Origin of the sequence: Kribbella soli (genome assembly GCF_004331345.1) — a bacterium.
Lineage (GTDB): Bacteria > Actinomycetota > Actinomycetes > Propionibacteriales > Kribbellaceae > Kribbella > Kribbella soli.
On sequence record NZ_SJJZ01000001.1, the window covers coordinates 2,571,484 to 2,597,207 of the forward strand.

At 68.5% G+C, this 25,724-nt stretch carries 26 protein-coding genes and 1 tRNA gene; 18 read left to right on the plus strand and 9 right to left on the minus strand.

Annotated features, from left to right (window positions below):
* Positions 1-23 precede the first annotated feature (23 nt).
* Genes E0H45_RS12945 through E0H45_RS12955 form a run of 3 tightly spaced genes read left to right on the plus strand, consistent with a single transcriptional unit; the run spans position 24 to position 3,864 of the window.
* Positions 24-1,517, plus strand: coding sequence for a glycoside hydrolase family 140 protein (locus E0H45_RS12945; protein WP_131337347.1), 1,494 nt, complete (start codon positions 24-26; stop codon positions 1,515-1,517).
* Between the two features lie 33 nt (positions 1,518-1,550).
* Complete coding sequence (locus E0H45_RS12950; RefSeq protein ID WP_202871043.1) at positions 1,551-2,528, plus strand: sugar-binding transcriptional regulator; 978 nt, start codon at positions 1,551-1,553, stop codon at positions 2,526-2,528.
* Positions 2,518-3,864 carry a threonine/serine exporter family protein gene (locus E0H45_RS12955; RefSeq protein WP_131337349.1) on the plus strand — a complete coding sequence of 449 codons (1,347 nt, stop codon included), beginning with the start codon at positions 2,518-2,520 and terminating at the stop codon, positions 3,862-3,864. The genes E0H45_RS12950 and E0H45_RS12955 overlap by 11 nt, the downstream gene beginning before the upstream one ends.
* On the opposite strand, the gene E0H45_RS12960 is transcribed toward E0H45_RS12955, so the two are convergent.
* Entirely contained in the window at positions 3,861-5,387 is a 1,527-nt protein-coding gene (locus E0H45_RS12960; protein WP_131337351.1) for a DUF4185 domain-containing protein, read from the minus strand. The genes E0H45_RS12955 and E0H45_RS12960 overlap by 4 nt on opposite strands.
* 469 nt (positions 5,388-5,856) lie before the next feature.
* Between E0H45_RS12960 and E0H45_RS12965 the strand changes: the two genes are divergently transcribed.
* The 3 genes from E0H45_RS12965 to E0H45_RS12975 are packed head-to-tail and all read left to right on the plus strand — an operon-like array spanning position 5,857 to position 7,960.
* A complete protein-coding gene (locus E0H45_RS12965; RefSeq protein WP_131337353.1) occupies positions 5,857-6,255 on the plus strand; it encodes a cyclic nucleotide-binding domain-containing protein in 399 nt (132 codons plus the stop codon).
* Positions 6,245-7,222, plus strand: a complete 978-nt coding sequence (locus E0H45_RS12970) for an adenylate/guanylate cyclase domain-containing protein (RefSeq protein WP_131337355.1) — start codon at positions 6,245-6,247, stop codon at positions 7,220-7,222. The genes E0H45_RS12965 and E0H45_RS12970 overlap by 11 nt, the downstream gene beginning before the upstream one ends.
* Before the next feature lie 15 nt (positions 7,223-7,237).
* Positions 7,238-7,960 carry a GNAT family N-acetyltransferase gene (locus tag E0H45_RS12975; RefSeq protein ID WP_238154938.1) on the plus strand — a complete coding sequence of 241 codons (723 nt, stop codon included), beginning with the start codon at positions 7,238-7,240 and terminating at the stop codon, positions 7,958-7,960.
* Here the strand turns inward: E0H45_RS12975 and E0H45_RS12980 are convergent.
* The 3 genes from E0H45_RS12980 to E0H45_RS12990 all read right to left on the minus strand — a co-directional run bounded on the left by E0H45_RS12980 (position 7,946) and on the right by E0H45_RS12990 (position 10,291).
* Positions 7,946-8,701 (minus strand): hypothetical protein, encoded by a 756-nt coding sequence (locus E0H45_RS12980; protein WP_131337357.1) that lies wholly within the window; start codon positions 8,699-8,701, stop codon positions 7,946-7,948. The genes E0H45_RS12975 and E0H45_RS12980 overlap by 15 nt on opposite strands.
* Before the next feature lie 64 nt (positions 8,702-8,765).
* Positions 8,766-9,968 carry an HAAS signaling domain-containing protein gene (locus E0H45_RS12985; RefSeq protein WP_131337359.1) on the minus strand — a complete coding sequence of 401 codons (1,203 nt, stop codon included), beginning with the start codon at positions 9,966-9,968 and terminating at the stop codon, positions 8,766-8,768.
* Positions 9,965-10,291 (minus strand): PadR family transcriptional regulator, encoded by a 327-nt coding sequence (locus E0H45_RS12990; protein WP_131295191.1) that lies wholly within the window; start codon positions 10,289-10,291, stop codon positions 9,965-9,967. The genes E0H45_RS12985 and E0H45_RS12990 overlap by 4 nt, the downstream gene beginning before the upstream one ends.
* A gap of 133 nt (positions 10,292-10,424) precedes the next feature.
* Between E0H45_RS12990 and E0H45_RS12995 the strand changes: the two genes are divergently transcribed.
* On the plus strand, positions 10,425-11,351 hold the full coding sequence (locus E0H45_RS12995) for a helix-turn-helix domain-containing protein (RefSeq protein ID WP_131337361.1): 927 nt from the start codon (positions 10,425-10,427) through the stop codon (positions 11,349-11,351).
* Positions 11,352-11,449: 98 nt separating this feature from the next.
* Here the strand turns inward: E0H45_RS12995 and E0H45_RS13000 are convergent, their stop codons facing one another.
* Both E0H45_RS13000 and E0H45_RS13005 read right to left on the minus strand, forming a co-directional pair.
* Positions 11,450-12,313: a hypothetical protein gene (locus tag E0H45_RS13000; protein ID WP_131337363.1), complete on the minus strand. Its 864-nt coding sequence runs from the start codon at positions 12,311-12,313 to the stop codon at positions 11,450-11,452.
* A gap of 150 nt (positions 12,314-12,463) precedes the next feature.
* Positions 12,464-14,395, minus strand: a complete 1,932-nt coding sequence (locus E0H45_RS13005) for a Xaa-Pro dipeptidyl-peptidase (protein ID WP_131337365.1) — start codon at positions 14,393-14,395, stop codon at positions 12,464-12,466.
* A 145-nt stretch (positions 14,396-14,540) separates the two neighbouring features.
* Here E0H45_RS13005 and E0H45_RS13010 point away from each other — a divergent pair, with 145 nt between their 5' ends.
* From E0H45_RS13010 to E0H45_RS13025, 4 genes are all read left to right on the plus strand, one after another.
* Positions 14,541-15,554: a LacI family DNA-binding transcriptional regulator gene (locus E0H45_RS13010; protein ID WP_131337368.1), complete on the plus strand. Its 1,014-nt coding sequence runs from the start codon at positions 14,541-14,543 to the stop codon at positions 15,552-15,554.
* 14 nt (positions 15,555-15,568) lie between these two features.
* Complete coding sequence (locus tag E0H45_RS13015) at positions 15,569-16,471, plus strand: 1,4-dihydroxy-2-naphthoyl-CoA synthase (protein WP_202872274.1); 903 nt, start codon at positions 15,569-15,571, stop codon at positions 16,469-16,471.
* 79 nt (positions 16,472-16,550) lie between these two features.
* A complete protein-coding gene (locus tag E0H45_RS13020) occupies positions 16,551-17,516 on the plus strand; it encodes a phage baseplate protein (RefSeq protein ID WP_131337370.1) in 966 nt (321 codons plus the stop codon).
* A gap of 4 nt (positions 17,517-17,520) precedes the next feature.
* Complete coding sequence (locus E0H45_RS13025) at positions 17,521-18,483, plus strand: phage baseplate protein (protein WP_131337372.1); 963 nt, start codon at positions 17,521-17,523, stop codon at positions 18,481-18,483.
* Between the two features lie 5 nt (positions 18,484-18,488).
* Here E0H45_RS13025 and upp read toward each other — a convergent pair whose 3' ends face one another.
* Positions 18,489-19,130: a uracil phosphoribosyltransferase gene (gene upp, locus E0H45_RS13030; RefSeq protein WP_131337374.1), complete on the minus strand. Its 642-nt coding sequence runs from the start codon at positions 19,128-19,130 to the stop codon at positions 18,489-18,491.
* A gap of 104 nt (positions 19,131-19,234) precedes the next feature.
* On the opposite strand from upp, the gene E0H45_RS42430 reads away from it, so the two are divergent.
* The 5 genes from E0H45_RS42430 to E0H45_RS13050 all read left to right on the plus strand — a co-directional run bounded on the left by E0H45_RS42430 (position 19,235) and on the right by E0H45_RS13050 (position 22,240).
* Complete coding sequence (locus E0H45_RS42430) at positions 19,235-19,396, plus strand: hypothetical protein (RefSeq protein ID WP_165546419.1); 162 nt, start codon at positions 19,235-19,237, stop codon at positions 19,394-19,396.
* 74 nt (positions 19,397-19,470) lie between these two features.
* A complete protein-coding gene (locus E0H45_RS13035; protein WP_131337376.1) occupies positions 19,471-19,956 on the plus strand; it encodes a tRNA adenosine deaminase-associated protein in 486 nt (161 codons plus the stop codon).
* Positions 19,957-19,987: 31 nt separating this feature from the next.
* Positions 19,988-20,416, plus strand: a complete 429-nt coding sequence (locus E0H45_RS13040) for a nucleoside deaminase (protein WP_131337378.1) — start codon at positions 19,988-19,990, stop codon at positions 20,414-20,416.
* 13 nt (positions 20,417-20,429) lie between these two features.
* Positions 20,430-20,520: transfer RNA gene (locus E0H45_RS13045), tRNA-Ser, on the plus strand.
* A gap of 208 nt (positions 20,521-20,728) precedes the next feature.
* Complete coding sequence (locus E0H45_RS13050; protein ID WP_131337379.1) at positions 20,729-22,240, plus strand: potassium/proton antiporter; 1,512 nt, start codon at positions 20,729-20,731, stop codon at positions 22,238-22,240.
* Here E0H45_RS13050 and E0H45_RS13055 read toward each other — a convergent pair.
* Positions 22,237-22,737 carry a LytR C-terminal domain-containing protein gene (locus tag E0H45_RS13055; protein ID WP_238154939.1) on the minus strand — a complete coding sequence of 167 codons (501 nt, stop codon included), beginning with the start codon at positions 22,735-22,737 and terminating at the stop codon, positions 22,237-22,239. The genes E0H45_RS13050 and E0H45_RS13055 overlap by 4 nt on opposite strands.
* A gap of 95 nt (positions 22,738-22,832) precedes the next feature.
* Positions 22,833-23,126, minus strand: coding sequence for a type II toxin-antitoxin system VapB family antitoxin (locus tag E0H45_RS13060; RefSeq protein ID WP_130386840.1), 294 nt, complete (start codon positions 23,124-23,126; stop codon positions 22,833-22,835).
* 157 nt (positions 23,127-23,283) lie between these two features.
* Between E0H45_RS13060 and E0H45_RS13065 the strand changes: the two genes are divergently transcribed.
* The gene (locus E0H45_RS13065; protein ID WP_131337381.1) at positions 23,284-23,988 is read left to right on the plus strand and encodes a L,D-transpeptidase family protein; all 705 of its coding nucleotides are present in this window, start codon (positions 23,284-23,286) and stop codon (positions 23,986-23,988) included.
* A gap of 59 nt (positions 23,989-24,047) precedes the next feature.
* Positions 24,048-25,595, plus strand: coding sequence for a helicase HerA-like domain-containing protein (locus E0H45_RS13070; RefSeq protein ID WP_131337382.1), 1,548 nt, complete (start codon positions 24,048-24,050; stop codon positions 25,593-25,595).
* Positions 25,596-25,724: the final 129 nt, after the last annotated feature.

The following is a 25,724-nucleotide window of genomic DNA, read 5'->3' on the forward strand; positions in this document are numbered from 1 at the left end:
GCAACCAGCACTCCGGGAGTGTCATGTCCATCTCATCCGTCTGGCAGGAAGTCGAACTCACGCTGTCCGCTGCCGAGGAGTGGGTGGAGTTCACCCACGAGAGCGGTCTCGTCCTCCGGCGCCCGGTGTTCTGGGACGGCGCGGACGTGCACCGCGTCCGTTTCGCGCCGCCGGAGGCGGGCCGCTGGCGCTGGACCCACGGCGCGGAGGGCGCTGGCGAGAGCGGTGAGTTCGAGGTGCGTCCGGCGGACGCTGACGAGGCGAACCCGTTCTACCGGCACGGGTTCTGGCGGATGTCGCCCGGTGGCCGCAGCCTGGTGCACGCCGACGGGACTCCCGCGATCCTCGTCGCCGACACCGCGTGGGCGCTGCCGTGGCGGGCGACTCCTGACCAGGTCCGCGAGTACGCCGCCGACCGGCAGGCGAAGGGCTTCAATGCGGTCCTGCTGATGAGCGTCCAACCGGACATGCATGCCGTCGGGCCGCGCGACCGGACCCAGGACGAGGGGTTCGCGGTCGGCTTCGAGGATCTCGCTGACGGTCACCTGAACCGGATGAACGTCGAGTACTTCCAGTACCTCGACGAGCTGCTCGCCATCTTGGTCGAGCACGGCCTGGTCCCGGTCCTGCAGCCGGTGTTCCAAGGCTTCGGCTGGAAGGGCCTCGACGTCGCGGGCACCGTCGTACCGCCATCGGAGTACGCCGCCTATTGCCGCTATCTCGTCGCGCGGTACGGCGCTCGGCCGGCGATCTACCTGGTCGGCGGCGACGGCTCCGGTGCGGAACCGCAGACCGCGGCCGGTGGTGCCGAGGTGCAGGCGGTGGATTGCTACGAGCAGCCGACCGGGATCCACTACCGGCCGCACATCCGCGCGAGAGCGCATCAGGACGCGGACTGGCTGGACTTCCAGTGGTGTCAGACCGGGCACCTCGGCGAACACGTGCCGGAGCGGGTCGCGGACATGTGGCGGAACGAGCCCATGAAGGCGGTTGCGAACGGCGAACCGACGTACGAGCACACCGGCCGGACCGGCGTAGCCGAGGGCTGGTGGCAGGGCCACGAGGCGTGGAGCAACCTGTGCGCGGGTGGCACGATGGGCGTCGTCTACGGCGCGGGCAGCCTGTGGCAGTGGCGGCTGCACGCGGAGGAGCCGGGGCACTCCGAGTTCTTCCTCGCGCCGGGGGCGGGTTGGCGCGAGGCGATCGACTTCGAAGGGTCGACGTACGTCGGACTGCTCGGGAAGATCGTGGACGGGTTGCCGACCACCGACATGGTTCCGGACTGGACCCGGACGATCTCGGGACGCGCGCTGAGCGGGGCCGACGGGATGCTGCTCGTATACCGCGAGAACGGCGGGCCGGTGATGGTGTTCGACGACACCGTCCCGCTCACCTACACGATCGTCGACCCCCGCGACGGCTCGGTTGTCGCAACCGGCAAACGCGACACTCCGACCTCCCCGATCCCCGATCCTGGGGGAGCGCCTCGGGTCTACCTCTGTCTGCCTGACCTATAGTCCTTAGTCCCGAACGTTGCGAGGGGGGTCGAGGTGAACGCGAACCGCGCGGTGCGCCAGCCGGGGCTGGACGAGCTGCGGCTGCTCGCGAAGGTGGCGCGGATGTACCACGAGAAGGGCATCCGCCAGCCGCAGATCGCCGCCGAGCTGAACCTGTCCCAGGCGCGCGTTTCCCGGATGCTGAAACAGGCCGTCGAGGTCGGCATCGTGCACACCGTGGTGACCATGCCGAGCGGCGTGCACAGCGACCTCGAGGACGAGTTGCAGGGCCGGTACGGGTTGCGGGACGCGGTCGTCGTCGACACCCTCGGCGTGGGGGACGACGTACTGCCCGCGCTCGGCTCGGGCGCGGCGGCGTACCTGGACATGACGCTCACCGGCGGGCACGTGGTCGGGATCTCGTCCTGGAGCGAGACGCTGATCAGCGCGGTCGACCGGATGCCGCGCAAGAGCGTGCCGGTGGTGGACAAGGTGGTCCAGATCGTCGGCGGGCTGGGTGACGCCGCGGTGCAGATGCAGGCCACCCGGCTGACCGCGCGGTTCGCCGAGCTGACCGGTGGGATGCCGGTCTACCTGCCGGCTCCCGGGCTGGTCGGGACGCCCGCCGTACGCCGGGCGATGATGAACGACGTGTCCGTTCGGGACGTTCTGGGCACCTGGGGACAGCTCACCGACGCCCTGGTCGGGATCGGCAGCCTCGAGCCCTCGCCGCTGCTGCAGCGCAGTGGGAACGCGGTCGCGGAGGCCGACCAGGACGAGCTGCGCCGGCTCGGTGCCGTCGGGGACGTGTGTTTCCGGTTCTTCGACGAAGAGGGAAAGCTTGTGCGCTCGACGTTCGACCAGCGGGTCATCGGGGTGACCGCGAAGGAGTTGCTGGCGGTGCCGCGCCGGATCGGGGTGGCCGGCGGTGACCGCAAGTACTCCGCGATCCGCGCGGCCCTGCTCGGCGGCTGGGTCAACATCCTGATCACCGACCTCGCGATGGCGCATCGCTTACTAGATGGAGCCTGACGAGCAGCGGGAGGTCTACGCCACCATCGACCTGGCCTTGCGGGTCGGTGAAGTGCTGCTGTCCAGCGGCGCCGGTACGGCGGACGCGACCGCGACGATCCTCGGTGTCACCGCGGCCGGCGGACTGCGCGGCTGCGAGGTCGACATCACGTTCACCTCGATGGCGGTCTCGTACCAGGCCGCGCCGGACGTCGCGCCCGAGACGCACATCCGGCTGGTCCGCTACCGGTCCCAGGACTTCTCCCGGCTGACCGACGTCGACCGGCTGGTACGACACCTCGCCCGCGGCGACGTGACCCGCGAGGAGGCCTCGCGCGAGCTCGCCCGGCTGACGTCGGCCGGTCCGCCGTACCCGCGGTGGAGTGCGGTGCTCGCCTGGGGTGTGATGGCCGGTGGCGCGACGCTGCTGCTCGGCGGCGGCTGGCTGATCACGTTGCTGGCGGTGCTGACCGCGATCGTGATCGACCTGAACAACCGGTGGTTCAGCCGGCAGCGGCTGCCCGCGTTCTACCAGCAGGTCGCCGGAGCGTTCGTGGCGACCGCGGTCGCGCTGGTCCTGTACGCCGTCCACGCGCCGGTGAAACCGTCCCTGGTCGTTGCCGCCGGCATCATCATGCTGCTGGCCGGGATCGCCCTCACCGGTGCCGTGCAGGACGCGATCACCGGGTACTACGTGACTGCCGCGGCCCGGAGTCTGGAGGCGATGCTGCTCACCGGCGGGATCATCGCCGGTGTCTCACTGGGGCTCGCGCTGGGGCTGAAGTTCGGTCTCAACGTCGGGATCGAACCCCAGACGATCCAGCTGGCGAACCTCCCGATCATGGTGGTCTCCGGCTCGGTGATGGCGGTCGCGTTCGCCTACGCGTCGTACGCGCCCCTCCGGGCATTGCTGCCGGTCGCCGTGATGGGGGCGTTGGCCTCGCTGATCTTCACCTTGATGACCAGAGCCTCTTTCGGGCCGGCTTGGTCCACTGCCGCCGCGGCCTTCGTCGTCGGCCTGGGCGGCTACTCCAGCGGTCGACGGACCGGCGTACCGCCGCTGGTCGTGGTCGTCGCCGGCTCGATCCCGCTGCTGCCGGGGCTGACGATCTACAAGGGCCTCTACGAGCTGATGGCCGTCGGTCAGCTGATCGGCATCGTCAGCCTCACGACTGCGGTCGCGATCGGCGTCGCACTCGCCTCGGGCCTGATCCTCGGCGAGTACGTCGCCCAGCCCATCCGCCGCGAGGCGCGCCGTCTCGAGGACCGCCTGGCCGGTCCCCGCCTCGTCGGCCCCCGCCGCCCGATACGACGTCGTACCGCACGAACCACCCGCCGCCGGCGTCGCGCGAGTTAGCGGATCTCCTCCAGCGCCACGTCGTCCAGTTGCAGCCACACGTCCTGGCCGTGACCGAAGAATCCGCCGTACAGCTGGATCAACGACTCCCGTCCGGAGTCGAAGTCGACGCTGACCTTCGTGTACTGCGGGTACGCGCCGCCGGTCTGTTGCGCGATCGTGCGTCCGCGCACCGTGCGAACGCCGAGCATCGTCTCGGAGTTGTTGTCCGCCGTCCGGATCCAGGCGGACAAGCGGTACCGGTGATTCGGGCGTACGGCGACCGTCTGCTGGAGTTGGTGGGTGCCGATCGAGTCACGGACGAACGCGTTGTTGGTGCCGGTGTGACCGAGGTTGGTGCGGTCGATGCCGCCGGTGCCGCTCAGTTGCCAGGGCGCGGACGGCGTACCGCTGGTTTGGCTCTCGAAGCCGGGATCCGTGACCAGGTTGGTGACCTGGCCGTCGTCGGTGAGTTTGGTGCGCATCAGGAAAACGTTGTACGGATCCCACTGGGACATCGTGAAGTACAGATCCGCTCCTGACGACCAGGGATGCATGAACGATCCGTACAGGCCCGGGTACTCGGTGCCTTTGACAACGACCTGTTCGCCGCTCCACGGACCGGTGAGGTCCTTCGCCGAGCGCAGGACGATCGCGGCGCGGTGCTCGTCGAGGTACATCATCAACCACATGCCGGTGTACGCGTTCCACTGCACCGACACCTCGCCGATCGGGCCGACCGCGATCGGTACGGCGGCCGACTCCTGCGGCGACCAGGTCCGGCCGTCCCAGTATCGCCAGGCCTTCTTCTGCAGTACCTGCTGCTCGGGAACCCTGGCCAGGTGCGCGCTGCCGAAGCGGCCGTTCGGCGTACCGATCATGTAGACGTAACCCTTGTCCTTGACCAGGGCAACCATTTGGAAGTTGTCGTCCCAGGCCTTGGTGTTCTGCCAGCGGGCGCCGGCGTCCTTGGTCCAGGTCTCGCCGTTGTCGTCGGAGTACGCGAAGCCGGAGTAGTTCGTGAACCAGCTGCCGGCCGGACCCCAGTAGTTGACCGACATGTACTGCACGTACTGGCGCTTCCCGACCGCGATCCCCGCGGTCGGGATCACCGTGTGCTCGTCGCGGTCGATCTTCTTGCAGGGCAGGAACTCCTTGGCATGACCGGGCCGGTCCTCGGCCGCCGAGTCGAGCGTCATGCCGTCGGCCAGGTCGCGGTCCTTGCTGCGGAGGAGCAGGTTGCACCGCCAGTCGATCGTCGCCTGGTCGCCGGCGCCGCCACCCGGCCCGGTCCAGCCGCTGCCGTAGCTGTCGCCGAACGCGGTGAGGATCTCGCCCGCGCCGTTGTCCCAGAGGATGCCGAGATCGGTCGACTTCAGGGCGAAGCGCGCCTCGGTGTCGTTGATCGACTCCGGACCGGTGAGCTTGGCGATCCGCTCGACGGGCGACGGCACGGCCGTTGCCTGGGCGGGTGCGGACTGGTCGGCAGGCACGACGGCCGCTCCGATCAGGGCAGGCAGGACGAGCAACCATCGTTTCCGCATCGGGGTCTCCTCGGGCGGTTGCAGAGAGCTGTTCGAGAAATCGATTGCCGTCGACCGTAACCGCGTCCTGTCCGGACGGTCAACGGGTGGCGGGGCCTAGCACCTGAACTGCCGGCTCAGTCCCACGAGCTCACCGGGCGCGCTCAGCGGCCGATCGTGTGCAAGCTCGACAGGTAGAGCACCAGCGAGACACCGTAAGCACGACCACAATCACGCGCAGGTGCACTACCCAGCCAACCGACACCTCCTGTCGAAAATGCACACCCGCCGTTCACCGCACCACCCCGAACTCGTCAAACCACCCACACATCAGTCACAAGGGCCGGGTGGCGTGTGGTTACCGCCGCCAGTTCTCCTGGTCTCGGCGCGTTCCGGCCCGCGTTTCGGACCTCAGGGTGACCATGGTGTCGACGAGCCGTTAGAGTTACTGACTGGAAACATCGGCTGACCGCCGACGAGGAGGATCGACGTGGCACTGGGTAGGACGTCCCCACGGGACCTGCCGCTGTTCGCGGATCTGTCCGGACGCGACATCAGGGACATCTTCCGCGCCGGCGAGGAGGTCTCGGTACCGGCCGGCTGGTCGCTGATCCTGGAGCAGACACCCCCGGACGCGGCGTACCTGATTCTCAGCGGTACGGCGGCGGTCCGCGAGAAGGGCCAGGAGATCGCCGAGCTCGGCCCGGGCGACATCGCCGGCGAGGTCGCGGTCCGGAAGAACACGTTGCGAACGGCAACCGTGACGGCGAAGTCGCGGCTGCAGCTGCTGCACTTCACCCGGGAGAAGTTCGACGACCTCACCCGCCGGTTGCCGGCGTTCCGGGACGCCATCGACGCCACCATCGCCGAGCGCCGCGGTGGCCGCTGACCCTGGGGCGCCGGATCTGGCCGGGTTGACCCGGGAGTTCGAACGGACGCTGCTGGGGGGCGAGCGGAAGTTCACGCGGATCCAGGTGTCCGAGCGAGCCGGGATCTCGAGCCAGCGCGCCGAGCGGATGTGGCACGCGCTCGGGTTCGCGACCGTGCCGGACGACGAGGTGGCCTTCACCGACGACGACGTCGAGGCGTTGCGGCTGGTCGCGGCGCTCGAGGACGACGGGTTCATCGAGGCCGACATGGAGTCGTCGCTGGCCCGCAAGCTCGGGCAGACGCAGTCCCGGCTGGCGTCGTGGCAGTCGGCGATGTTCCTGGAGTTCCTCGGTGGGTCCAAGCTGTCCGCGGACGAGTCGATCGAGGTCGCGGGACTGTTGCTGCCGGCCATGGAGCGGCTGCAGACGTACGTCTGGCGCCGGCACCTCGCCGCGGCGGCCGGGCGGGCGGTGGCGGGGTCCGACGAGCTGGCGCGTGGCGTGCGGGCGGTCGGGTTCGCGGACATCGTCAGCTACACGCGCCTGACGCGACGGTTGACCGAGGCCGAGCTCGGGGAGCTGATCGAGCGGTTCGAGGGCACGGCCGCCGACGTGGTCGCGCTGAACGGCGGCCGGGTGATCAAGTCGATGGGCGACGAGGTGCTGTTCGTGGCTGACACCGCCGCGCAGGGTGCCGCGGTCGCGCTCGCGCTGCAGGACGCGGTGAACGCCGACGAGGACCTTCCGGAGCTGCGGATCGGGCTCGCGTACGGCACGATCCTGATCCGGCTCGGCGACGTGTACGGCGAGGTGGTCAACCTGGCCGCCCGTCTCACCACGGAATGCAAACCCGGCCGGGTCCTCGCCGACCGCGAACTCGCCACCGCCCTCGACGGTCACGCGTCGTACGCCGTCCACCGCCTCCGCCGGGTCGCCGTCCGCGGCTACCGCCATCTGGTCCCGTACGCGATCCAGCGCGCGGACTGAACTACGGTTTGGTCTGTGCGTGAGATCGAGACATCGGCTCAGCTGGAGCTGGTGAGTGCGGGCGACCCGATGATCGGATGGGCGGCTCAGGGGTTCGCCGCCGGCGTGCGCGCCTGGTGTGCGGGATCCGCGGTGGCGGTCGCGTCACCGGACGTGTCGAAGCATGATCGGCTCGCGGTGATCGGCCCGGTCGACGACGCGGCGCGGTTGACCGCCGACGTGCTCGCCGAGGTCGGTCCGTCGTACCGGCCGTTCGGCGACGAGGCGCTGATTCGTGAGCTGGCGGAGCGGGTGCCGGGGCTGAAGTTCTCGGCATCCTTCGGGTGGATGGATGCTCACGAGGTGCCGGACCTCACGACGACGGCTGCCTGGCTGGCCGGGGACGACGGGCTCGAGGAGTTGCTGACTGAGGCGTCGCCCTCGTCGTACGCGTGGCCCGGGCATCCCGGCGTACGGCGATGGGCGGCGGTGACGGGTGAGCGTGGTGAGCTGTTGAGTATCGCCGCGGATGCGTGGAGTGCGCCCGAGATCGGGTTCCTCGCGGGTGTCGCGACGCATCCTGTTGCCCGGGGCAAGGGGCTGTCGCGGCAGGTGTGCGCGTTCGTGACCGCCGAGTTGGTGAAGCGCCACGGGCGAGTCGGACTGATGGTCGATGCCGACAATGCCGCCGCGATCGCGGTGTACGAACGGCTGGGCTACACCTATCGCCGGGTCGCGGCGGCGTCAGTGCGTTCCTAGAGCCGTCCTCTCGTCGTCGTTGGCCGGGCGGATCCACAGCACGCCCGGAGCCTCGGACGCCACCATCCTGGGCAGGATCGTCCGCAGCAGGTCGATCGGCGACGTCTGCGGCTGCGCCTGACGGGCCTCGCCGTACTGCTCGAGCACCCGGGCCAGGTCGAGTGCCAGGCGGTTGGTGTGCAGGCTCGGATCGGTTGCGCCGACGACCGCGTCGACCAGGCCGTCACCGTTCCAGGACGCGAGGCTGACGCGCCGGTCCGGGTGCTGCATCAGCACGTCCATCGCCAGATCGGCGAAGGCGCCCGTGTCCATGCCGTCCACACCCTCGTCGGGGAACCAGTCGTGCCGCAGGTGCAGCACACCCGGCTGCTCCTTGTCGGCGCACTCGTCGAGCAATCGCCCGACCGAACTCATCGGGTACGACACCGCATCCGGGCCGAGGGCAACGAACCGCTGCGCCAGCAGGTACAGCGAGATGACGGTGTACGGCGCGAACAGCGTGACCTCAGCGTGCTCGCTGTGCACGGCGATCGGGCCGTCCTTGCTTTTGTGGTACGACTGCAGGCCCTCCATCAGGGCCTTCTCCTGCTGCTCGGTGAGCTGGGACTCCCACTCCCATCTGCGCTGCACCGCGAAGTCCTCGTCGGTGTCCAGATCGTCGTCAGGGCCGGTCGACGCCCACCACAGCACCAGACCGACAATGACTATGGCGATGGCGGCGATGACACCGAGAATCCACACGGGCGGGTTACCTCACAGAGCAGGGGCGGTCAGCGAAGCCAGTCACCCTAGTCCGCGCGTCGGGTCACCTGGTCGGCTGCACGGTGAGCGTCACGCCCGGGGTCGGCGTAGCGGAGGGCTTGACGGCGCTCGGTGTGGAGGACGTCGTCCGGGTGGCCGGGGCCGGCGGTGGGACGAACGGCGCCTTCGTGGTCTCCTTGCAATTGTCCGGGCCGACGTCACCGTTCTCGTCGGGGACGACCACGGCCTGCGGGAACAGGTTGCTGGTGGTGTCCCGTGACTCCTGCCCGTAGCTGGTCGCGCAGTCCTGCAGCTCCATGCTGATCGGGTTGCCGTCCTGGTCGTACAGCCGGACCGCGACCTGCTTGCCCTGGGCATCGAACGGGTAGATGTTCGAGACCGTGGAGCCGTTCACCACCACTCCCTTGGCGGGTGGCTCGTAGCCCCGGGTGGTGCCGCGGTAGTCGTTGTAGTTGTCCAGGAACCCGAACGACGCACCGACGTACGCCGCGGCCAGGAACGCCGGGACCGCGACCGCCGCGACGACGTTGAGCGGTACGACGTACCACAGCCACCGCCGGTCCTGCTGGGTCCGGCGACCGATCCAGATCGAGACCGCCGCGCCGGCGACGGCGCCGACCACGGTCACCGAGGCGGCGCCGAACAGCGCGAAGAACCCGCCCGCGCCGATCATGCCGCGCGCGACCCACCAGACCGGTTGGCCGATCGTCACCAGTTCGTACCGGACGTTCGGCGGGACCTGGTCGATCCAGCCGCGGATCGCCGTCGCCCATTGCGCGCCCCGCGGGGTGTCCAGGACGATCCGCGGGTCGTTGCCGTGCAACGCCCGTACGCCGAGGAACGCCGCGACGAACAGGATGCCGAGCCCGAGCAGCCCGAAGAACGCCGTCTCGTCGTGCGACCACGCGAAGATGCTGACGGCAACGAAGAACGGGCCGACCGTGCCGGCGATCAGGCCCCAGCGCAGCGCCTTCCAGCCGGACGTGAGGTAGTCCTGGCTGACCGGCTCGGTGCGTGCCGGATAACCCGCCGCGGTGCGCAGTTCGTCGGCGTACTGCCGCGGCGTACCCAGGCGCACCTGCAAGTCGCTCAAGGTCGGCTCGGCGTCGAACTCGCCCGCTACCTCGGTGAGGTGGTCGGTGACGTCCTGGAGCACGTCCTCCAGCTCACCCGGCGGCAGGTCGCTGAGCTCGGCTCGCACCTGCGTCAGGTAGATCGCGACCGCTCCGGTCAGAGTGCTGTTCACGCGGCCTCCTCCTCCAGAAGCACCGACATCGTGTCGGCGAAGTGGTTCCAGGTCTTGGTCGACCGGGCCAGGAGCTCATGGCCGGTCTTGTTCAGCCCGTAGTACTTGCGGTGCGGGCCTTCCTCGCTCGGTTGCACGTACGACGTCAGCGCGCCGGCCTGGAACAGCCGGCGGAGCGTCCCGTACACGGAGGCGTCCGCGACGTCCTCGAGTCCCGCGGCGCGCAGCCGGCGGAGTACGTCGTACCCGTAGCCGTCGGCGTCCCGCAGCACGGCCAGCACTGCGAGATCCAGTACGCCCTTGAGCAGCTGGCTCGTATCCATCGCGACCTCCTCCGGCACCGGCGGTGCTCCGCGGAGAAGACTACTACACATTGTGGAGTACTCCGTTAACCACTCAGATGTTCCGCAATTTCGATCAAGTCGGAACCCTGCCGGTGGGGGCACAGTGGTGGGCATGGCGGATGTGTTCGAAGAATTCGTGGCGGTGGTCGCGGCCGGTCTGCGCGGTCCCGACAGTCCGGTGAACGGTGCTGAGCTGGCGGGACGGGTGCATCTGTCGCGGTTCCACTTCGACCGGGTGATCGGTGCGGTGGCCGGTGAGTCGCCGTTCGCGTTCCGGCGGCGGGTGCTGCTCGAGCGGGCGGCGTACCGGTTGCTGGCCGAGCCGGTCGCCGTACTCGACGTTGCGATCGAGGCCGGGTACGGGTCGCACGAGGCGTTCACACGGTCGTTCGCCAGGGCTTATGGGATGTCGCCACGGGAGTGGCGGCGGGAAGCGTCGCGGATGTTCTTCCTCGCGGCGCCGAGTGGAGTGCACTTCCAGCCGCCGGCCGGACTTCGGCTGCCGGCTCGTAGAAAGGTGAGAGGCATGGACGTACTTGTCAGGATGGTCGAGCACCACGTGTGGTTGACCGGCGAGATGATCGAACGCGGCGCCCGCCTGGACGCCGCCACCTTGGACCGGCCGATCGAGCTGTCCGTCGAGGGGATCGACGACGACATCTCGATCCGCTACCTACTGGACCGCCTGGTCTGGCAGGAGGAGATGTGGCTGGCCTCCGTCGAGGACCGCCCGTTCCAGGTCCCCGAGTGCGGCCGCCAGGTCGTCACCCCGATCCCCGAACTCCGCACCCGGCACGCCGACGCCGGCGCCCGGTTCGTGGCCCTGGTCAACCAACTCAACGAAGACGGCCGCTTCGACGAAAGCTTCGTAGACACCACCTGCGAACCACCCCGAGTCTTCACCTACGGAGGCATGGTCGCCCACGTCCTGACCTTCGCAGCCCACCGCCGAACCCTCCTAGCCGGAGCCCTCCACTCCGCCGGCATCACCGACCTATCCTCCGGCGACCCCATGAACTTCGTAGCCGAAGGCAACTAACCCCTCGAGTCGTGGAATTCGGCTGCTATCGGGAGCCGATTTTCACGACTCGAGGTTGGGTGGAGGAGCCACCTGCCACGACTCGGCGAGAGGTGTGGTCAGGCGGCGAGGTGGGGGTGATGGCGGATGTGGAGGTCTTCGGCGATTCGGGCGACTACGGTGTGGGGGATGTTCAGGAGGTCGTACGCCGTGAAGACGCGGACGAGCCAGCCTTCGCGTTCGAGGTTCTCGCGCCTGCGGATGTCTTGGCGCCATTGGCGGACGTCCACGAGGTGGTGCCGGCCGTCGTACTCGATCGCCAGCTTGACCTCGGGATAGCTGAGGTCCGGTCGCGCAAGCCAGCCGCCCGCGGTGTCGGTGATCACGTAGCCGATCCGAGGTTCGGGTAGGCCGCCGAGGACGATGTGCAGGCGGAGCAAGGATTCCATCGGGGAGTCCACGCCGGAGCGCACGAGAGCTGCCGCTTCGCGTGCGAGCCGGACGCCTCGTACGCCGATCGCCGCGGCCGTCGCCTCGATCAGGTGGAGCGGCTCGACGTCGGTACGGCGTACCAGGGAATCTCCCGCGGCGACGAGTTTGGTGAGATCGCAGTACGGCGCCAGGTCGAGGAATGTTCGTTCGGGTGGAGTCAGCGGTAGTCCGTCACGCAGCGCGCGGTCGAGGTGCTGTACTTCGTGCACGCGCAAACCGCTGACCCGCGGAAGGGTCAGTCGCGGATCACGCTGGACAGTCACATGTACGACGTCGTCGGCGCGGTCGTTGGCGGTCCACAGACTCAATGCGGTCGCGTGGCTCGCCACCGCACCAGGCGTCATCAGCAACGCGGCCTCGGCCTGCAACCGGGGCGTGACGGCGACCGTCCCGTCGACGTACACAGGCCCCAGCACCCGTCGGTACCGCGTGCCGCGCAGCACGCCTCGGGAGATCCCCAACGCCTGGGCATCCGCCGTCGTGAACAACACCCCGTCATTGTGCCGATTTCGCCCACCCCACGACGTCCGTTGTCCACAGCCCCGCCCAGTCGTGGCGATTGGCTCCGGACCCATTCATCGAGTCGTGGATCGCGGCTGGTTTTCACAGCCGATGTTCACGACTCGGCGAACCGAGGAGTTCTAGTTCTTGGGGTCGTGGAGGTTGGGGCGTTGGGTGGGGGTTTTGATTTGGACTTCGATGGTGGGGATTTGGGTGGGGGCGGTGAGTTTGCCGGAGGAGACGGGGATGTTGAGTTGGCTGCCGGCCAGGTCGATGTCGATGGAGGCGTCGGTGGTGTTGGGGGACGTCCACTCGGTGTCGGACAGGGTGATCGCCAGTCCGACGATGCGGCCCTTGGGGATGATCTGGTCCTGGGCGCGGAGGGGGACGGTGACGGTGGTCCACTGGCCGGGCTTCAGCGGGGTCGGCTTCGAGAGCGACTTGCTGTGGGCGGCGTCGATCCAGCCGCGGCTGACGATGCCGTGATCGCTCTGGGTGGTGACCTTGTCGACGGTGTAGTAGCAGCTGTCGTCGTAGTCGGTGCTCGAGCCTTCACAGGTGCTTTCGTCGGTACGGCGTAGGCCGGAGTACCGCGTCGCCTCGCCGTACTCGATGAGTCGCGCGGTCACCGGTGTCGTCGACGAGTCGGACTTCAGCCGGAGTGTGACCGACGGCGTGCCGCTGATCCGCAGCGGTGCGGTGAGCGGTGCGGACAGGAACATCTGCCGGCCCGCGATCACCTCCGACGGGTCCGCGACGATGTCGTCCTCGGTCAGGTCGGGATCGTCCGTGACCATCACCGAACCCTTGCCCGCGGCACCTAGTTTGCCGGCCGCGAGCGGCACCGACATCGGACGGTTCACGGCCGGCCAGGTCCGGTAGTCGCGCCACACGTCGGGAGTCGTCTCGACCGAGACCATCGGCTCCTTCATGACGCCGTTCTGCACGCCCTGCAGCCAGTAGTCGAACCACTTGTGCAGTTCGTCCACCCACTCGTCGCGCCGGAACTCGAACGGATCCACATGGTCCTCGAGACCCAGCCACAGCTTCCGCGGCACGTTGTTTCGCGACAGCGCCGACCACCACTGCGAGAAGTTGTTGGTCTGCACGTTGTAGTCGCTGAGCCCGTGCGTCATGAAGACCGAGGCCTTCACCTTCGACGCGTTCTTCGTGTAGTCGCGCTCGGCCCAGAACGATGTGTAGTCGCCGGTGTCGTCATCGTCGTTGTCGCCGAGCCGGCCGCGGACCTCGTCGCAGGCCGCGCTGTCGTGGCCGACGTACCCGGCCAGCCAGGGCATGTAGTCGTCCGAGTACGGTACGCCGCCGGACCGGGTGTAGTCGTACCACGACGAGATCGCCGAGATCGGCACGATCGTCTTCAGGCCCTTCACCCCGGTCGCCGCGACACCGTTGGCCAGCGTCCCGTCGTACGACTTGCCGATCATCCCGACCGCGCCGGTCGTCCAGGACGCCAGCACCTGCTGCCCGTCGGCGGTGTGCGCGGTGTTGCGGCCGTTCAGCCAGTCGATCACGTCGACGACGGACTGGATCTCGTCCCGGCCGCCGACGTCACCGCAGCCGGTGGAGCGGCCGGTGCCGACGATGTCCACGCCGACCATCGCGTAGCCGCGGGGGACGAAGTAGTTGTCGTAGAACAACGGCATCTTCCGGATCACGCCGTCGCCGTCGTACGTCTTCTTCTCGCTCTCGTTGCCGCGTCCGCAGCAGGTGTAGTACGGCGAAGCGTCCATGATGACCGGGATCTTCGTGCCGGTGAGGGCGGTCTCGCTCGGCCGGACGATGTCGACCGCGATCACGTCGTCCTGGCCGTCGCCGTCGGTGTCCATCGTGGTGTCGACGTATACCGACTCACGGATCGCGTTCGCGTAGTCGTAGACCGGCTGGGTGCTCTTGGTGCGCGCGTCGACGTGCTGCGGCACACTGGGAGCTGCCGGGGCCGGCGTACCGGGCCCGTCCGGGATCTGAGCAGCCATGGCCGGACCGGTGACAGTCGTCAGGCTGAGCACGGCGGACGAGACCAGGATCGTCACCCTGGCGCGGACGGTCCTCATGGCTGGGAAGGCTAGTCACTCCCGCGCCGCAACGCCAGGTTCTGACCGGATTGGCAGCGACCTGCCCGATACTCAGCGTGAGAACGGCTGGGTTCGGTAGGGTGACCGCCACCGCCCCCGGGGGGACGCACGAAAGGGTAGGCCAGTGAATCTACGAGCACCGGTGACATTGCTGGACGTGGCGCAGCGTGCGGGTGTGTCGGTCGCGACCGCCTCCCGTGTGCTGAACGGCGGGGACCGGGTTCCCCGTCCAGAGCTGCAGGAAAGGGTCAAGGCCGCCGCCGTCGAGCTCGGCTACACGCCGAACGCGCAGGCGCAGGCGTTGGCCAAGTCGTCGACGAACGTGGTCGGAATCCTGGTGCACGACATCGAGGACCCGTACTTCGCCGCGATCGCGAACGGCGTGATGCGCGCCGCGGACGAGCGCAACCTGCTGGTGATGATGGCCAGTACGTTCCGTGACTCGGACCGCGAGATCGCCTACCTGTCTTCGTTGCGCGCGCAACGAGCTCGGGCCGCGGTGATGATCGGCAGCCGGCGGACCGACAGCGAGAGCTTGGCGCGGACGGCGACCGAGGTGGAGACCTTCCTCAACTCCGGCGCGGGTCTCGCCCTGGTCAGTCAGTCCGGGATGCCGGCGCATACCGTTGAACCGGACAACCGTTCGGGGTCGGCGGACCTGGCCCGCGAACTCGTCGGGCTCGGGTGGCGCAAATTCGCCGTACTCGGTGGGCCGGAAAGTCTTGCGACCGCACGGGACCGGCGCGCCGGGTTCGTCGCGGGCCTGGCCGAGGCGGGGCTGCAGCCGGTGGCGGTCGAGTCCGGTGACTTCACGCGCGACGGTGGGTACGCCGCCGCGGAGCAGCTGCTCGACCGCAAGGCCGATGTGGACTGCATGTTCGCGGTGAACGACGTGATGGCGGTCGGTGCGATGTCGGCGTTGCGGGCGCGTGGTGTCGACGTACCGGGTCAGCTCGGTGTCGCCGGGTTCGACGACATCGCGACGCTGCGGGACGTGTGGCCGGGGCTGACGACCGTACGACTGCCGCTCGAGCAGATGGGCCGCCGCGCGCTGGAGCTCGCCATCGAGGGCGGCGACGCGACGACCGAGACGTTCAAGGCGGAAGTAGTACTGCGGGAGAGCACTGCCCGCGGCTGAAATATGCTCGCCTGGTGACCGTCTCCGAGATCTTCGACCCGTCGGCCTGGAAGCAGGTGGACGGCTTCGAGCTGGCCGACATCACGTACCACCGCGCGGTTGACGCCGGTGTGGTGCGGATCGCCTTCAACCGGCCCGAGGTGCGCAACGCGTTCCGGCCGCAGACCGTCGACGAGCTGTACCGCGTGCTGGACCACGCCCGGATGTCCACCGACGTCGGCTGTGTGCTGCTCACCGGCAACGGCCCGTCGCCGAAGGACGGCGGCTGGGCGTTCTGCTCGGGCGGCGACCAGCGGATCCGCGGCAAGGACGGTTACAAGTACGCCGAGGGTACGACGGCCGACTCGATCGACCCGGCACGCGCGGGCCGGCTGCACATCCTCGAAGTACAACGGCTGATCCGCTTCATGTCGAAGGTCGTGATCTGTGTCGTTCCCGGCTGGGCCGCGGGTGGCGGGCACAGTCTGCACGTGGTCGCGGACCTCACGCTGGCGTCCGCGGAGCACGCGCGGTTCAAGCAGACGGATGCGGACGTGGCGTCGTTCGACGGCGGGTTCGGGTCGGCGTACCTGGCCCGGCAGGTCGGGCAGAAGTTCGCCCGCGAGATCTTCTTCCTCGGTGACGAGTACTCCGCCGAGGACGCGTACCGGATGGGCATGGTCAACAAGGTCGTTCCGCACGCCGAGCTCGAGGCGGTGGCGCTGGAGTGGGGCAAGAAGATCTGCGCGAAGTCGCCGACCGCGCAGCGGATGCTGAAGTACGCGTTCAACCTGATCGACGACGGGCTCGTCGGGCAGCAGTTGTTCGCCGGCGAGGCGACCCGCCTCGCCTACGGCACCGACGAGGCCGCCGAAGGTCGCGACGCCTTCCTGGAGAAGCGATCGCCGGACTGGTCGCCGTACCCCTACGCGTTCTAACACTGTCGGGTGGTTAGTTAGCAGAAAAATATGCGCGAACTGATGACAGTTCGCGGTAAACGACTTACCGTCGGGCGTTATGGACAATCTCTCCCGCCGTGGGTTGCTCGCTGGTGCCGGTGCTGTCGTCGTTGCCGGAGCCGTTGGTGTGCCCGCCTCCGCCAGCCCGTTCACCCTGACTCCGACGCGGCGTTTCGTGCTCGACGGGCCGGGTGGCGAGGTGTTTCGCAGCAAGCCGCTGGCGGACGTGACGGTCATGCAGTCGATCGCCTTCGACAGCGCGAACCAGCGGCTCTTCACCGGGCAACTGCGGGCCGGATCGCCTTCTACCAGTGGTGATCTGACGCTGACGCAGCTCACGCTCGCCGGCGACGTCGTCGGGCACATGTACCTGAGCGGGTTCGGCCACGCGGTCTCGATCGGCGCGGAGACCGTCGGGCGTACGACGTACCTGTGGACCGAGACCGACGTGGACACGGTGAACGCGCGCGGCCGGCAGATCGCCCGCTTCCGTTGGCAGGACGGCGCGACGCTGACCAAGGACTCGCCGGGGCTGCGCAGCTGGAAACCGGTCGCGGACGGCGCCGTGTTCACGCCGTCGGTGGATCAGCAGCACGGCCGGATCGGGATCCGGCACACGCTGACGGACGGCTTCCACATCAACGTGTACTCGCTGGCCGCGGCGCGCGCCGGGGACTTCTCGCGGGTGCTCGCGTCGTTCAAACAGCCCGCGATGACAGCGGGCATCGACTTCCAGGGCTGGGCGCTGTACGGCTCGTACGTCTACCTGTGGGAAGGCGAGGCGTACGCCGGTACGCCCGATCCCGCGGTGGCGACGTCGAGGCTCTGGACGTACGACATCACCAAGGGCGAGGTCGTCGAGTCCGTGAAGATCGTGGACGGCGCCGACCTGGTCTACCGCGAAGCCGAGGGTGTGGGCGTGTACGTCGACCGTCTTGGCTGCCCGCAACTCTGTTTCGGCTTCGCCTCCGGCGTGACGGGTGACCGCCGCGCAAACCTGTTCTATCGCAGCAGATTGGTCTAACCGTATGGACAACCTGTCCCGTCGTGGGTTGCTGAGCGGTGCCGGCGCATTAGTTGCCGCAGGCACCCTCGGCGTACCCGCGGCCTCCGCCCGGACCCTGTCCCTCCCGACCACCAAGCGCTTCAAGATGAGCGCGACCACCAACGAGTTCTTCCGCAGCAAGGCGTTGTGGGGACCGACGGTCATGCAGTCGTTCGCCTTCGACACCCCGAACAACCGCCTCTTCACCGGCCAGTTGCGATCGGGTACGCCGACCAACAGCGGTGACCTCACCCTCAGCCAACTCAACTTCTCCGGCACTGTGCTCGGTCACATGTACCTGACCGGATTCGGTCATGCGGTCTCGATCGGCGCCGAGGCCGTCGGGAGTACGACGTACATCTGGACCGAGACCGATGTCGACACGGCCAACGGGCGCGGGCGGCAGATCGCCCGCTTCCCGTGGCAGGACGGCGCGACGCTGACGTCGAGCTCGGTGACCAAATGGAAGCCGGTCTCCAACGGCAGCGTCTTCACACCGGCCGTCGATCAGCGGTACGGGCGACTTGGCGTTCGCTACTCGTTGTCCGGCGGGATGCACATCAACGTGTACTCGTTGGCGGCGGCACGGGCCGGCGACTTCTCGACCGTGCTCGAGTCCTTCAAGCAGCCTGCCCTGACCTCCGGGATCGACTTCCAGGGCTGGGCGTTGTACGGCGCGTACGTGTACTTCTGGGAAGGCGAGGCCTACCCTGGCGAGCCCGACGAGACCCAGGCGACGTCGAAGCTGTGGTGCTACGACATCAACGCCGGCGTACTCGTCGACTCGTTCCTGACGCTGGCCGGCAAGAGCCTCACCTACCGCGAGCCCGAGGGCATGGCGGTCTACGGCTCCACTGACGCAACGGCCCGCTTGTACTTCGGCTTTGCATCAGGAGTAGTCGGAGACCGCCGAGCCAACCTCTTCTACCGCAACACCCTCGTCTGACCTACTTACTGGGCGACGCCGTAGAGGCGATCGCCGGCGTCGCCCAGGCCGGGGACGATGTAGCCCTTTTCGTTCAGGTGCGAGTCCATGCCGGCGATGACGAGGTTGCACGGTACGTCGAGGTGGGTCAGTTCGTTCTCGACGCGTTTGACGCCCTCGGGGGCGGCGAGGAGGCAGATCGCGGTGATGTGGTCGGCGCCGCGGTCGACCAGGAACTGGATCGCCGCCGCGAGGGTGCCGCCGGTGGCGAGCATCGGGTCGAGGACGTAGCACTGGCGTCCGGAAAGGTCCTCCGGAAGGCGTTCGGCGTACGTCGACGCGGTCAGGGTCTCCTCGTTGCGGACCATGCCGAGGAAGCCGACCTCGGCGGTCGGGAGCAGCCGGGTCATGCCCTCGAGCATGCCGAGACCGGCCCGCAGGATCGGGACGACGAGCGGCTTCGGCGCGGCGAGCTTCACGCCCTGCGCCTCCGCGACCGGGGTCTGCACGGTGACCGGACCGGTCCGCACGTCCCGGGTCGCCTCGTAGGCGAGCAGCGTGACGAGCTCGTCGGTCAGCCGCCGGAACGTGGGTGAATCCGTGTGCTCGTCGCGCAGCGCGGTGAGCTTGTGGGCGACGAGCGGGTGGTCCACGACGAGGATCTGCATAAGGCCGAACGGTACCGTCGGCGATTCGCGGCGGGAAAGCGCGCTCGCTGTCAGACTTGAAACTGCATTGGATTCTGCCCTGTCGCCCACCAGGGAGCAGTTCGATGACCGAGAAGACGCCCGAGCAGCTCGACCGGCTGCGGCGCCGTGCCGCCTTTCTGCGCGAGCTCGACGAAGCGCGCGCCCTGCGCGACCGGATCGCGCCCCGGCGGGCCCGTGTCCGGCAGTTGCGCGAGGCGATGCGCAGAGCGACGTACCATCACTGACCGTTGACCGGTGTTGGCGGATCTGATATCGGCTTGAGATCGCCGGGACGCCGCAGGTCTGCGACGATGATGCGGTGTCTGATGCCACGGTTACCGACCTGGACTTCGCGGTCGCTGCGTACACCGAGGACGGGAACTGGACCGTCACGCCGCTGGTACTGCGCGGTGAGCCCGATCTGTCCACGCTGGTGTCCGCGCTCCGCCGGTATCCCGGTGAGGCCGGGGTGCTCGGCCTGGTGTCGGTCGACGAGGACTTCTTCGTCCTGGTCCGGGTGCTCGGCGGCCGTGCCCGGCTGCTGATCTCCGACGTGACCGCCGCGACCGAGTGGCCGCTGGCCCGGCAGGTCGTGGACGAGCTCGACATCCCGCTGGCCGATGACGACGACGAGCAGGTGCCGGCCGGCGACCTGACGATCATCGCCGACCTCGGGATGACCGCGATGGACCTCGGTGCGCTCTGCGACGACGTCGACCTCTACCCGTACGAGATGCTCGAGGAGATCGCCGAGACGCTTGGCTTCGGCAACCAGTTCCAAGACGCGATCGAAGCCGTTGGCTAGCCCGATCCTGCGGCAGGCGTGGTCGCGGTTGATGACGCTGGCTCTCGAGGAGGCCGAGCGGGCGTTGCCCGACGTACCGATCGGGGCCCTCGTGGTGGACGAGGGCGGGGAGATCATCGGGCGCGGCCACAACGAGCGCGAGGCGACCGGCGATCCGACGGCGCACGCCGAGGTGCTCGCGATCCGCGACGCGGCCCGGCAGGTCGGTGAGTGGCGGCTGACCGGCTGCACGTTGGTGGTCACGCTGGAGCCGTGCACGATGTGCGCGGGGGCGATCGTGCTGTCCCGGCTGGACCGGCTGATCTTCGCGGCGTACGACGAGAAAGCCGGCGCGGTCGGGTCGCTGTGGGACGTCGTCCGGGACCGGCGGCTCAACCACCGGCCCGAGGTGGTCGGCGGCGTGATGGCCGACGAGGCCGGTGCCCGGCTACGCGATTTCTTCATCGGCCACAGACCTTGATATTGTCCTCGGCGGTGGCGTGTCCGAGCGGCCGAAGGAGCGCGCCTCGAAAGCGCGTGACGGGCAACCCCCGTCCGAGGGTTCAAATCCCTCCGCCACCGCCATTCGGTCAGATGGTTCCGCACGAAGTGTGGGACCATCTGACCGAATATCAAGTGCTGTGGGATTTGGGAGGAGCCTGCGACGGTTCCCTCCGCCACCGCCAACCGCCCTCCGGGGCGGCCAGATAGGCCGGAGACCCTGATGCTGTGTGATGCGTCAGGGTTTTCGTCTCTCTGGACCTGACTCGGGACGCTCGACGAGAGGGCCCCTATGGATGTTGCGGAGCTCGACGGGATTCTGCTCGCGGGCGCGGCGATTCTGCTGGTCGCCGTGGTCGCGGTGCGGTTGTCCGCGCGGATCGGGCTCCCGTCGCTGCTGATCTACCTCGGGATGGGGCTGCTCCTGGGGGAGTCGGGTCCGGGGCACATCCACTTCGAGGACGCGCAGCTGGCGCATGCGCTGGGGTTCGCGGCGCTGGTGGTGATCCTGACCGAGGGCGGTCTGACGACCCGGTGGAACGAAGTGCGGCCGGTGATGCCGCTCGGGCTCGTGCTGGCGACAGTCGGGGTCGCGATCAGCGTCGGTGTCGTCGCCTGTGTGGCGCATTTCGTGCTGGGGCTGAGCTGGCAGCTGTCGGTGCTGCTCGGGGCCGTGACGTCGCCGACGGACGCGGCGGCCGTGTTCTCGGTGCTCAGACGGGTGCCGATCCGTCCAAGGCTGCGTGGGGCGCTGGAAGCGGAGTCCGGTCTGAACGACGCTCCGACCGTGCTGCTGGTCACGCTCGTCAGCACCGGCGAGGTCGGCGAGAAGGGCCTGCTGTGGTTCAGCGGCCTGGTCGTCTACGAGCTGGTGGTCGGCGCGCTGTTCGGGCTGCTGATCGGGTGGGTGAGCGTCGGACTGATCCGCCGGATGGCGCTCGGATCCGCCGGTCTGTACCCGCTCGCGGTGCTCTCCGTGGCGTTCATCTCGTACGCCGGTGGCTCGGTGCTGCTCCACGTGTCGGGGTTCGCGGCCGTGTACGTGACGTCGCTGGTGCTGGGACGGGCGGAGTTGCCGCACCGGATGGCGACCCGGTCGTTCGTCGACGGGATCGCCTGGCTGGCGCAGATCGGGCTGTTCGTGATGCTCGGGCTGCTGGCGTCACCGGGGGACTTCGAGCTGAACGACGTACTGGTCGCGCTGGTGATCGGGGTCGCGGTGACGGTCGTCGGGCGGTTTGCGTCGGTGGCGATCTCGGCGGCGCCGTTCCGGTTGCCGTGGCGGGAACAGACGTTCATCTCGTGGGCCGGCCTACGGGGCGCGGTGCCGATCGTGCTCGCGACCATCCCACTGGCCGAGGGCGTGCCGCAGGCGGCGCGGATCTTCGACGTGGTGTTCGTGCTGGTGCTGCTGTTCACGCTGCTGCAGGGGCCGTCGCTGCCGTGGCTGGCGAAGCGGCTGAAGGTGCTCGACGAGAACGCCGCGTACGAGGTCGACATCGACGTGGCGCCGCTGGAGTCGCTCGGCGCGGACATGCTCCAGGTGCACGTCCCGAGCGAGTCCCGGCTGGCCGGGGTCGAGATCGGTGAGCTACGGCTACCGCCCGGTGTCTCGGTCGCGCTGGTGATCCGCAGCGAACGAGCCTTCGTCCCGGACCGCCGTACGGTGCTCCGGGCCGATGACGACCTGCTCGTGGTCGCGCCCAGCCCCGTCCGCGAACAGACCGTCCGCCGCCTCCGCGCCGTCTCCCGAGCCGGCCGCTTGGCCGGCTGGTTCGGCGAACGCGGCCGCGAACAGAACTAGTTGGGGTTCTGGCCGGACGGGATCGGCTGCGGGCTGTGGATGACCGGGAGGCAGACCGTGGCGCCGGGGGCGACCGTGACCGACGGGATGCCCTTGAGCTTCACGGAGCCGAAACCGGCGCCGATGACCAGGTCGACGGTGTGGTCGGTCCGACCGTCGGCGACCATGACCGCCTTCTGGTTCAACTGACCTGCGACCAGGAGCATCTCGGGCGCATTCGCGGCGGCACCGCGCAGCGCCACCACGTCGACCTTGTCGCCCTTGGGCTCGTTCGCGGTCTTGCCGATGTTGAACCCGCGCTGCTTCAGCGCGTCGGCCACCCGGCCGGCCGAGCCCGCGCGGGCGCCGCCGTTGTAGACGTTCAGCACGACCTGCTTCGGCACCAGGCGGTTGTTCGTCAGCTTCTGCTCGGTGCAGGTCGCCTCGGCGCTGCTGTTCACCAACGAGTTCCAGCCCCACCAGCCCCCACCGGCAAGGATCCCCAGCAAGATCACCATCGTGATCGGTGTACGCCACCGGATCCGCGAGTGCGGTCTCGGTTGCGGATGGATCGCTGTCATTTGCTCCACCCCCCGTGAGCGGCAGCCATTGGTCAGTCCACTACCAGGACCCGTGCATGCAGGACCTGACGCTGCTGCAACGCGGCACGCAGCGCGCGGTGCAGGCCGTCCTCGAGGTACATGTCGCCCTTCCACTCCACCACATGCGCGAACAGATCGCCGTAGAAAGTCGAGTCCTCGTCGAGCAGCGCGTTCAGGTCCAAAGTGCCCTTCGTCGTGACGAGTTCGTCCAGCCGCACCTGCCTGGGCGGCAGCGAAGACCAGTCCTTCGGTCGCAGCCCATGGTCCGGGTACGGCTTGTCGTCCCCGACACGCTTGAAGATCACCCCCCGAAGTCTAGCGGTGTGAAAGGTCCTAGGAGGAGGTCATGAATGTCACCGGAATAGTCCGCTGCACCGACCCAACCTTTCGATGCCGTTGGACGTCCCACAGGAACAGGGCAGTGAGCGCGGTTCCGCGCCCACGAGCATGGGGGTGAACGGTATGCGAATTCTTCCGAAACTCGGTCTCGCGACCGCGTCGATCACGCTGATCGCGCTCGGTACGACGATGCCGGCCGACGCGATCACGGTGTCTCAGGTGAAGGCGGCCCAGACCCGCCTGAACGGTCTCGGCTGCACGTCGGGCCCGGTCGACGGCAAGGCCGGTGCGATGACCCAGGCGGCCACGGTCCGGTTCCAGTCCGCCAACGTCCTGAGCCAGACCGGCTCGCTGAACAGTACGACGTACGCGCGGCTGATGGCCTCGACCGCGAAACGCTGCGACGTCCGCCCGGTGCCGGGCCGCTCGGGGACCGGGCGCCGGATCGTGATCAGCCAGACGCAGAACTGGGTGTGGCTGATCGACGCGCGCGGCAAGGTGGTCCGGCAGGGCGGGATCATCGACAACCCGACGTACCTGAAGGCCGGCACGTACACGAGCGGCTCGAAGTGCGGGCGGGCGGCGCGGGTACTGCGGAACACCGACGGCGGACGGCTCTACCTGAACCATTTCGTCCGGTTCGCACCGTGCGGTGTCGGGTTCCACCAGATCCCGACGTACAAGTCGAACGGGCAGCAGATCCACGCCGACTGGCTGCTCGGGACGAACTACCGGGCCTCGCACGGCTGCATCCGGGTCTCGGCCTCGATGTCGGTGGCGATCTGGTCGTTCGCGGCCGGTGCGACGCGTGTGGTCGTGATGCGGTGACTGCGGAGGGCTAGCATTCGAGCGGGTTATTTCCGTCAACCGGGGAAAGGCACGCTCAGATGGCCGAGAAAGCCGACGTCGTGGAGACCGTGAAGCAGGGGTACGCGTTCGAGGGGGCGGCGCTCGAGCTTGGCGCACTGCTGGTCGACGGCGAGCCGAATCCGGAGGCGGCGGTCCGGATCCCGCTGGGGATGATGAACCGGCACGGCCTGGTCGCGGGTGCCACCGGTACCGGTAAGACGAAGACCCTGCAGCTGATGGCCGAGCAGCTGTCCGCGGCCGGTGTCGCGGTGTTCGCCGCCGACATCAAGGGCGATCTGTCCGGCGTCTCGCAGCCGGGTGAGGGTAACGACAAGCTGCTGGCCCGGACCAAGTCGATCGGCCAGGACTGGACCGCGTCCGGCTTCCCGACCGAGTTCTACGCGCTCGGTGGGCAGGGTGCTGGGGTCCCGATCCGGGCGACGATCACGTCGTTCGGCCCGGTGCTGCTGTCCAAGGTGCTGGGGCTCAACGACGTCCAGGAGTCGTCGCTCGGGCTGATCTTCCACTACGCCGACAAGGCCGGGCTGATGCTGCTCGACCTCAAGGACCTGCGGGCCGTCATCACGCACCTCACGTCCGACGAGGGCAAGGGCGACCTGAAGGAGCTGGGCGGTCTGTCCGCGGCGACCGCGGGCGTGATCCTGCGGTCGCTGATCGGGTTCGCCGACCAGGGCGCCGAGGCGTTCTTCGGTGAGCCGGAGTTCGACACCGCGGACCTGCTGCAGCAGCGCGACGGCAAGGGCGTCATCTCGCTGCTCGAGCTGCCGAACCTGCAGGACCGGCCGGCGCTGTTCTCGACGTTCCTGATGTGGCTGCTCGCCGACCTGTTCCACGACCTGCCCGAGGTCGGCGACGTGGACAAGCCGAAGCTGGTGTTCTTCTTCGACGAGGCGCACCTGCTGTTCAACGACGCCTCGAAGGCGTTCCTGGACTCGATCGCGCAGACCGTCCGGCTGATCCGGTCGAAGGGTGTCGGCGTGTTCTTCGTGACCCAGACGCCGAAGGACGTGCCGGACGACGTACTGGCGCAGCTCGGTTCGCGGGTGCAGCACCAGCTGCGGGCGCACACGCCGAACGACGCGAAGGCGCTGAAGGCGACGGTGTCGACGTTCCCGAGCTCGTCGTACGACCTGGGTGAGGTGCTGACCCAGCTCGGGATCGGCGAGGCGATCGTGACCGTGATGAACGAGAAGGGCGCACCGACCCCGGTCGCGTGGACCCGGCTCCGGGCGCCGCAGTCGCTGATGGCGCCGGCGTCCGCGGAGCAGCTGACCGCGACGGTGCAGGCGTCGGCGAACAACGCGAAGTACTCGCAGACGCTCGACCGCGAGTCGGCGTACGAGGTGCTCGCGGCGAAGGTGCAGGCCGGTGCCGCGCAGGCCGAGGCCGAGAAGCAGCAGCAGGAGCAGGCCAGGCCGCAGGAGCAGTCGCGGCCGCGGGCGCAGAAGCAGGAGAAGTCGATGGTCGAGCAGGTCGTCGGGTCGTCCGCCTTCAAGCAGTTCGCCCGTTCGGCCGGCCGGGAGATCGTCCGCGGCCTGTTCGGCGCAGCCCGCCGCCGACGCTGAGAAACCGGAGCGCTTTTCCCTTGTCCGCAAGGGAAAACCTGCGTTTGATTGTTGATCAAACGAATGAATTTCGAAGCATCGACGATCGTTCTCAAGTCGTCATCCACAGCCGCGCCGTCACCGATTGGG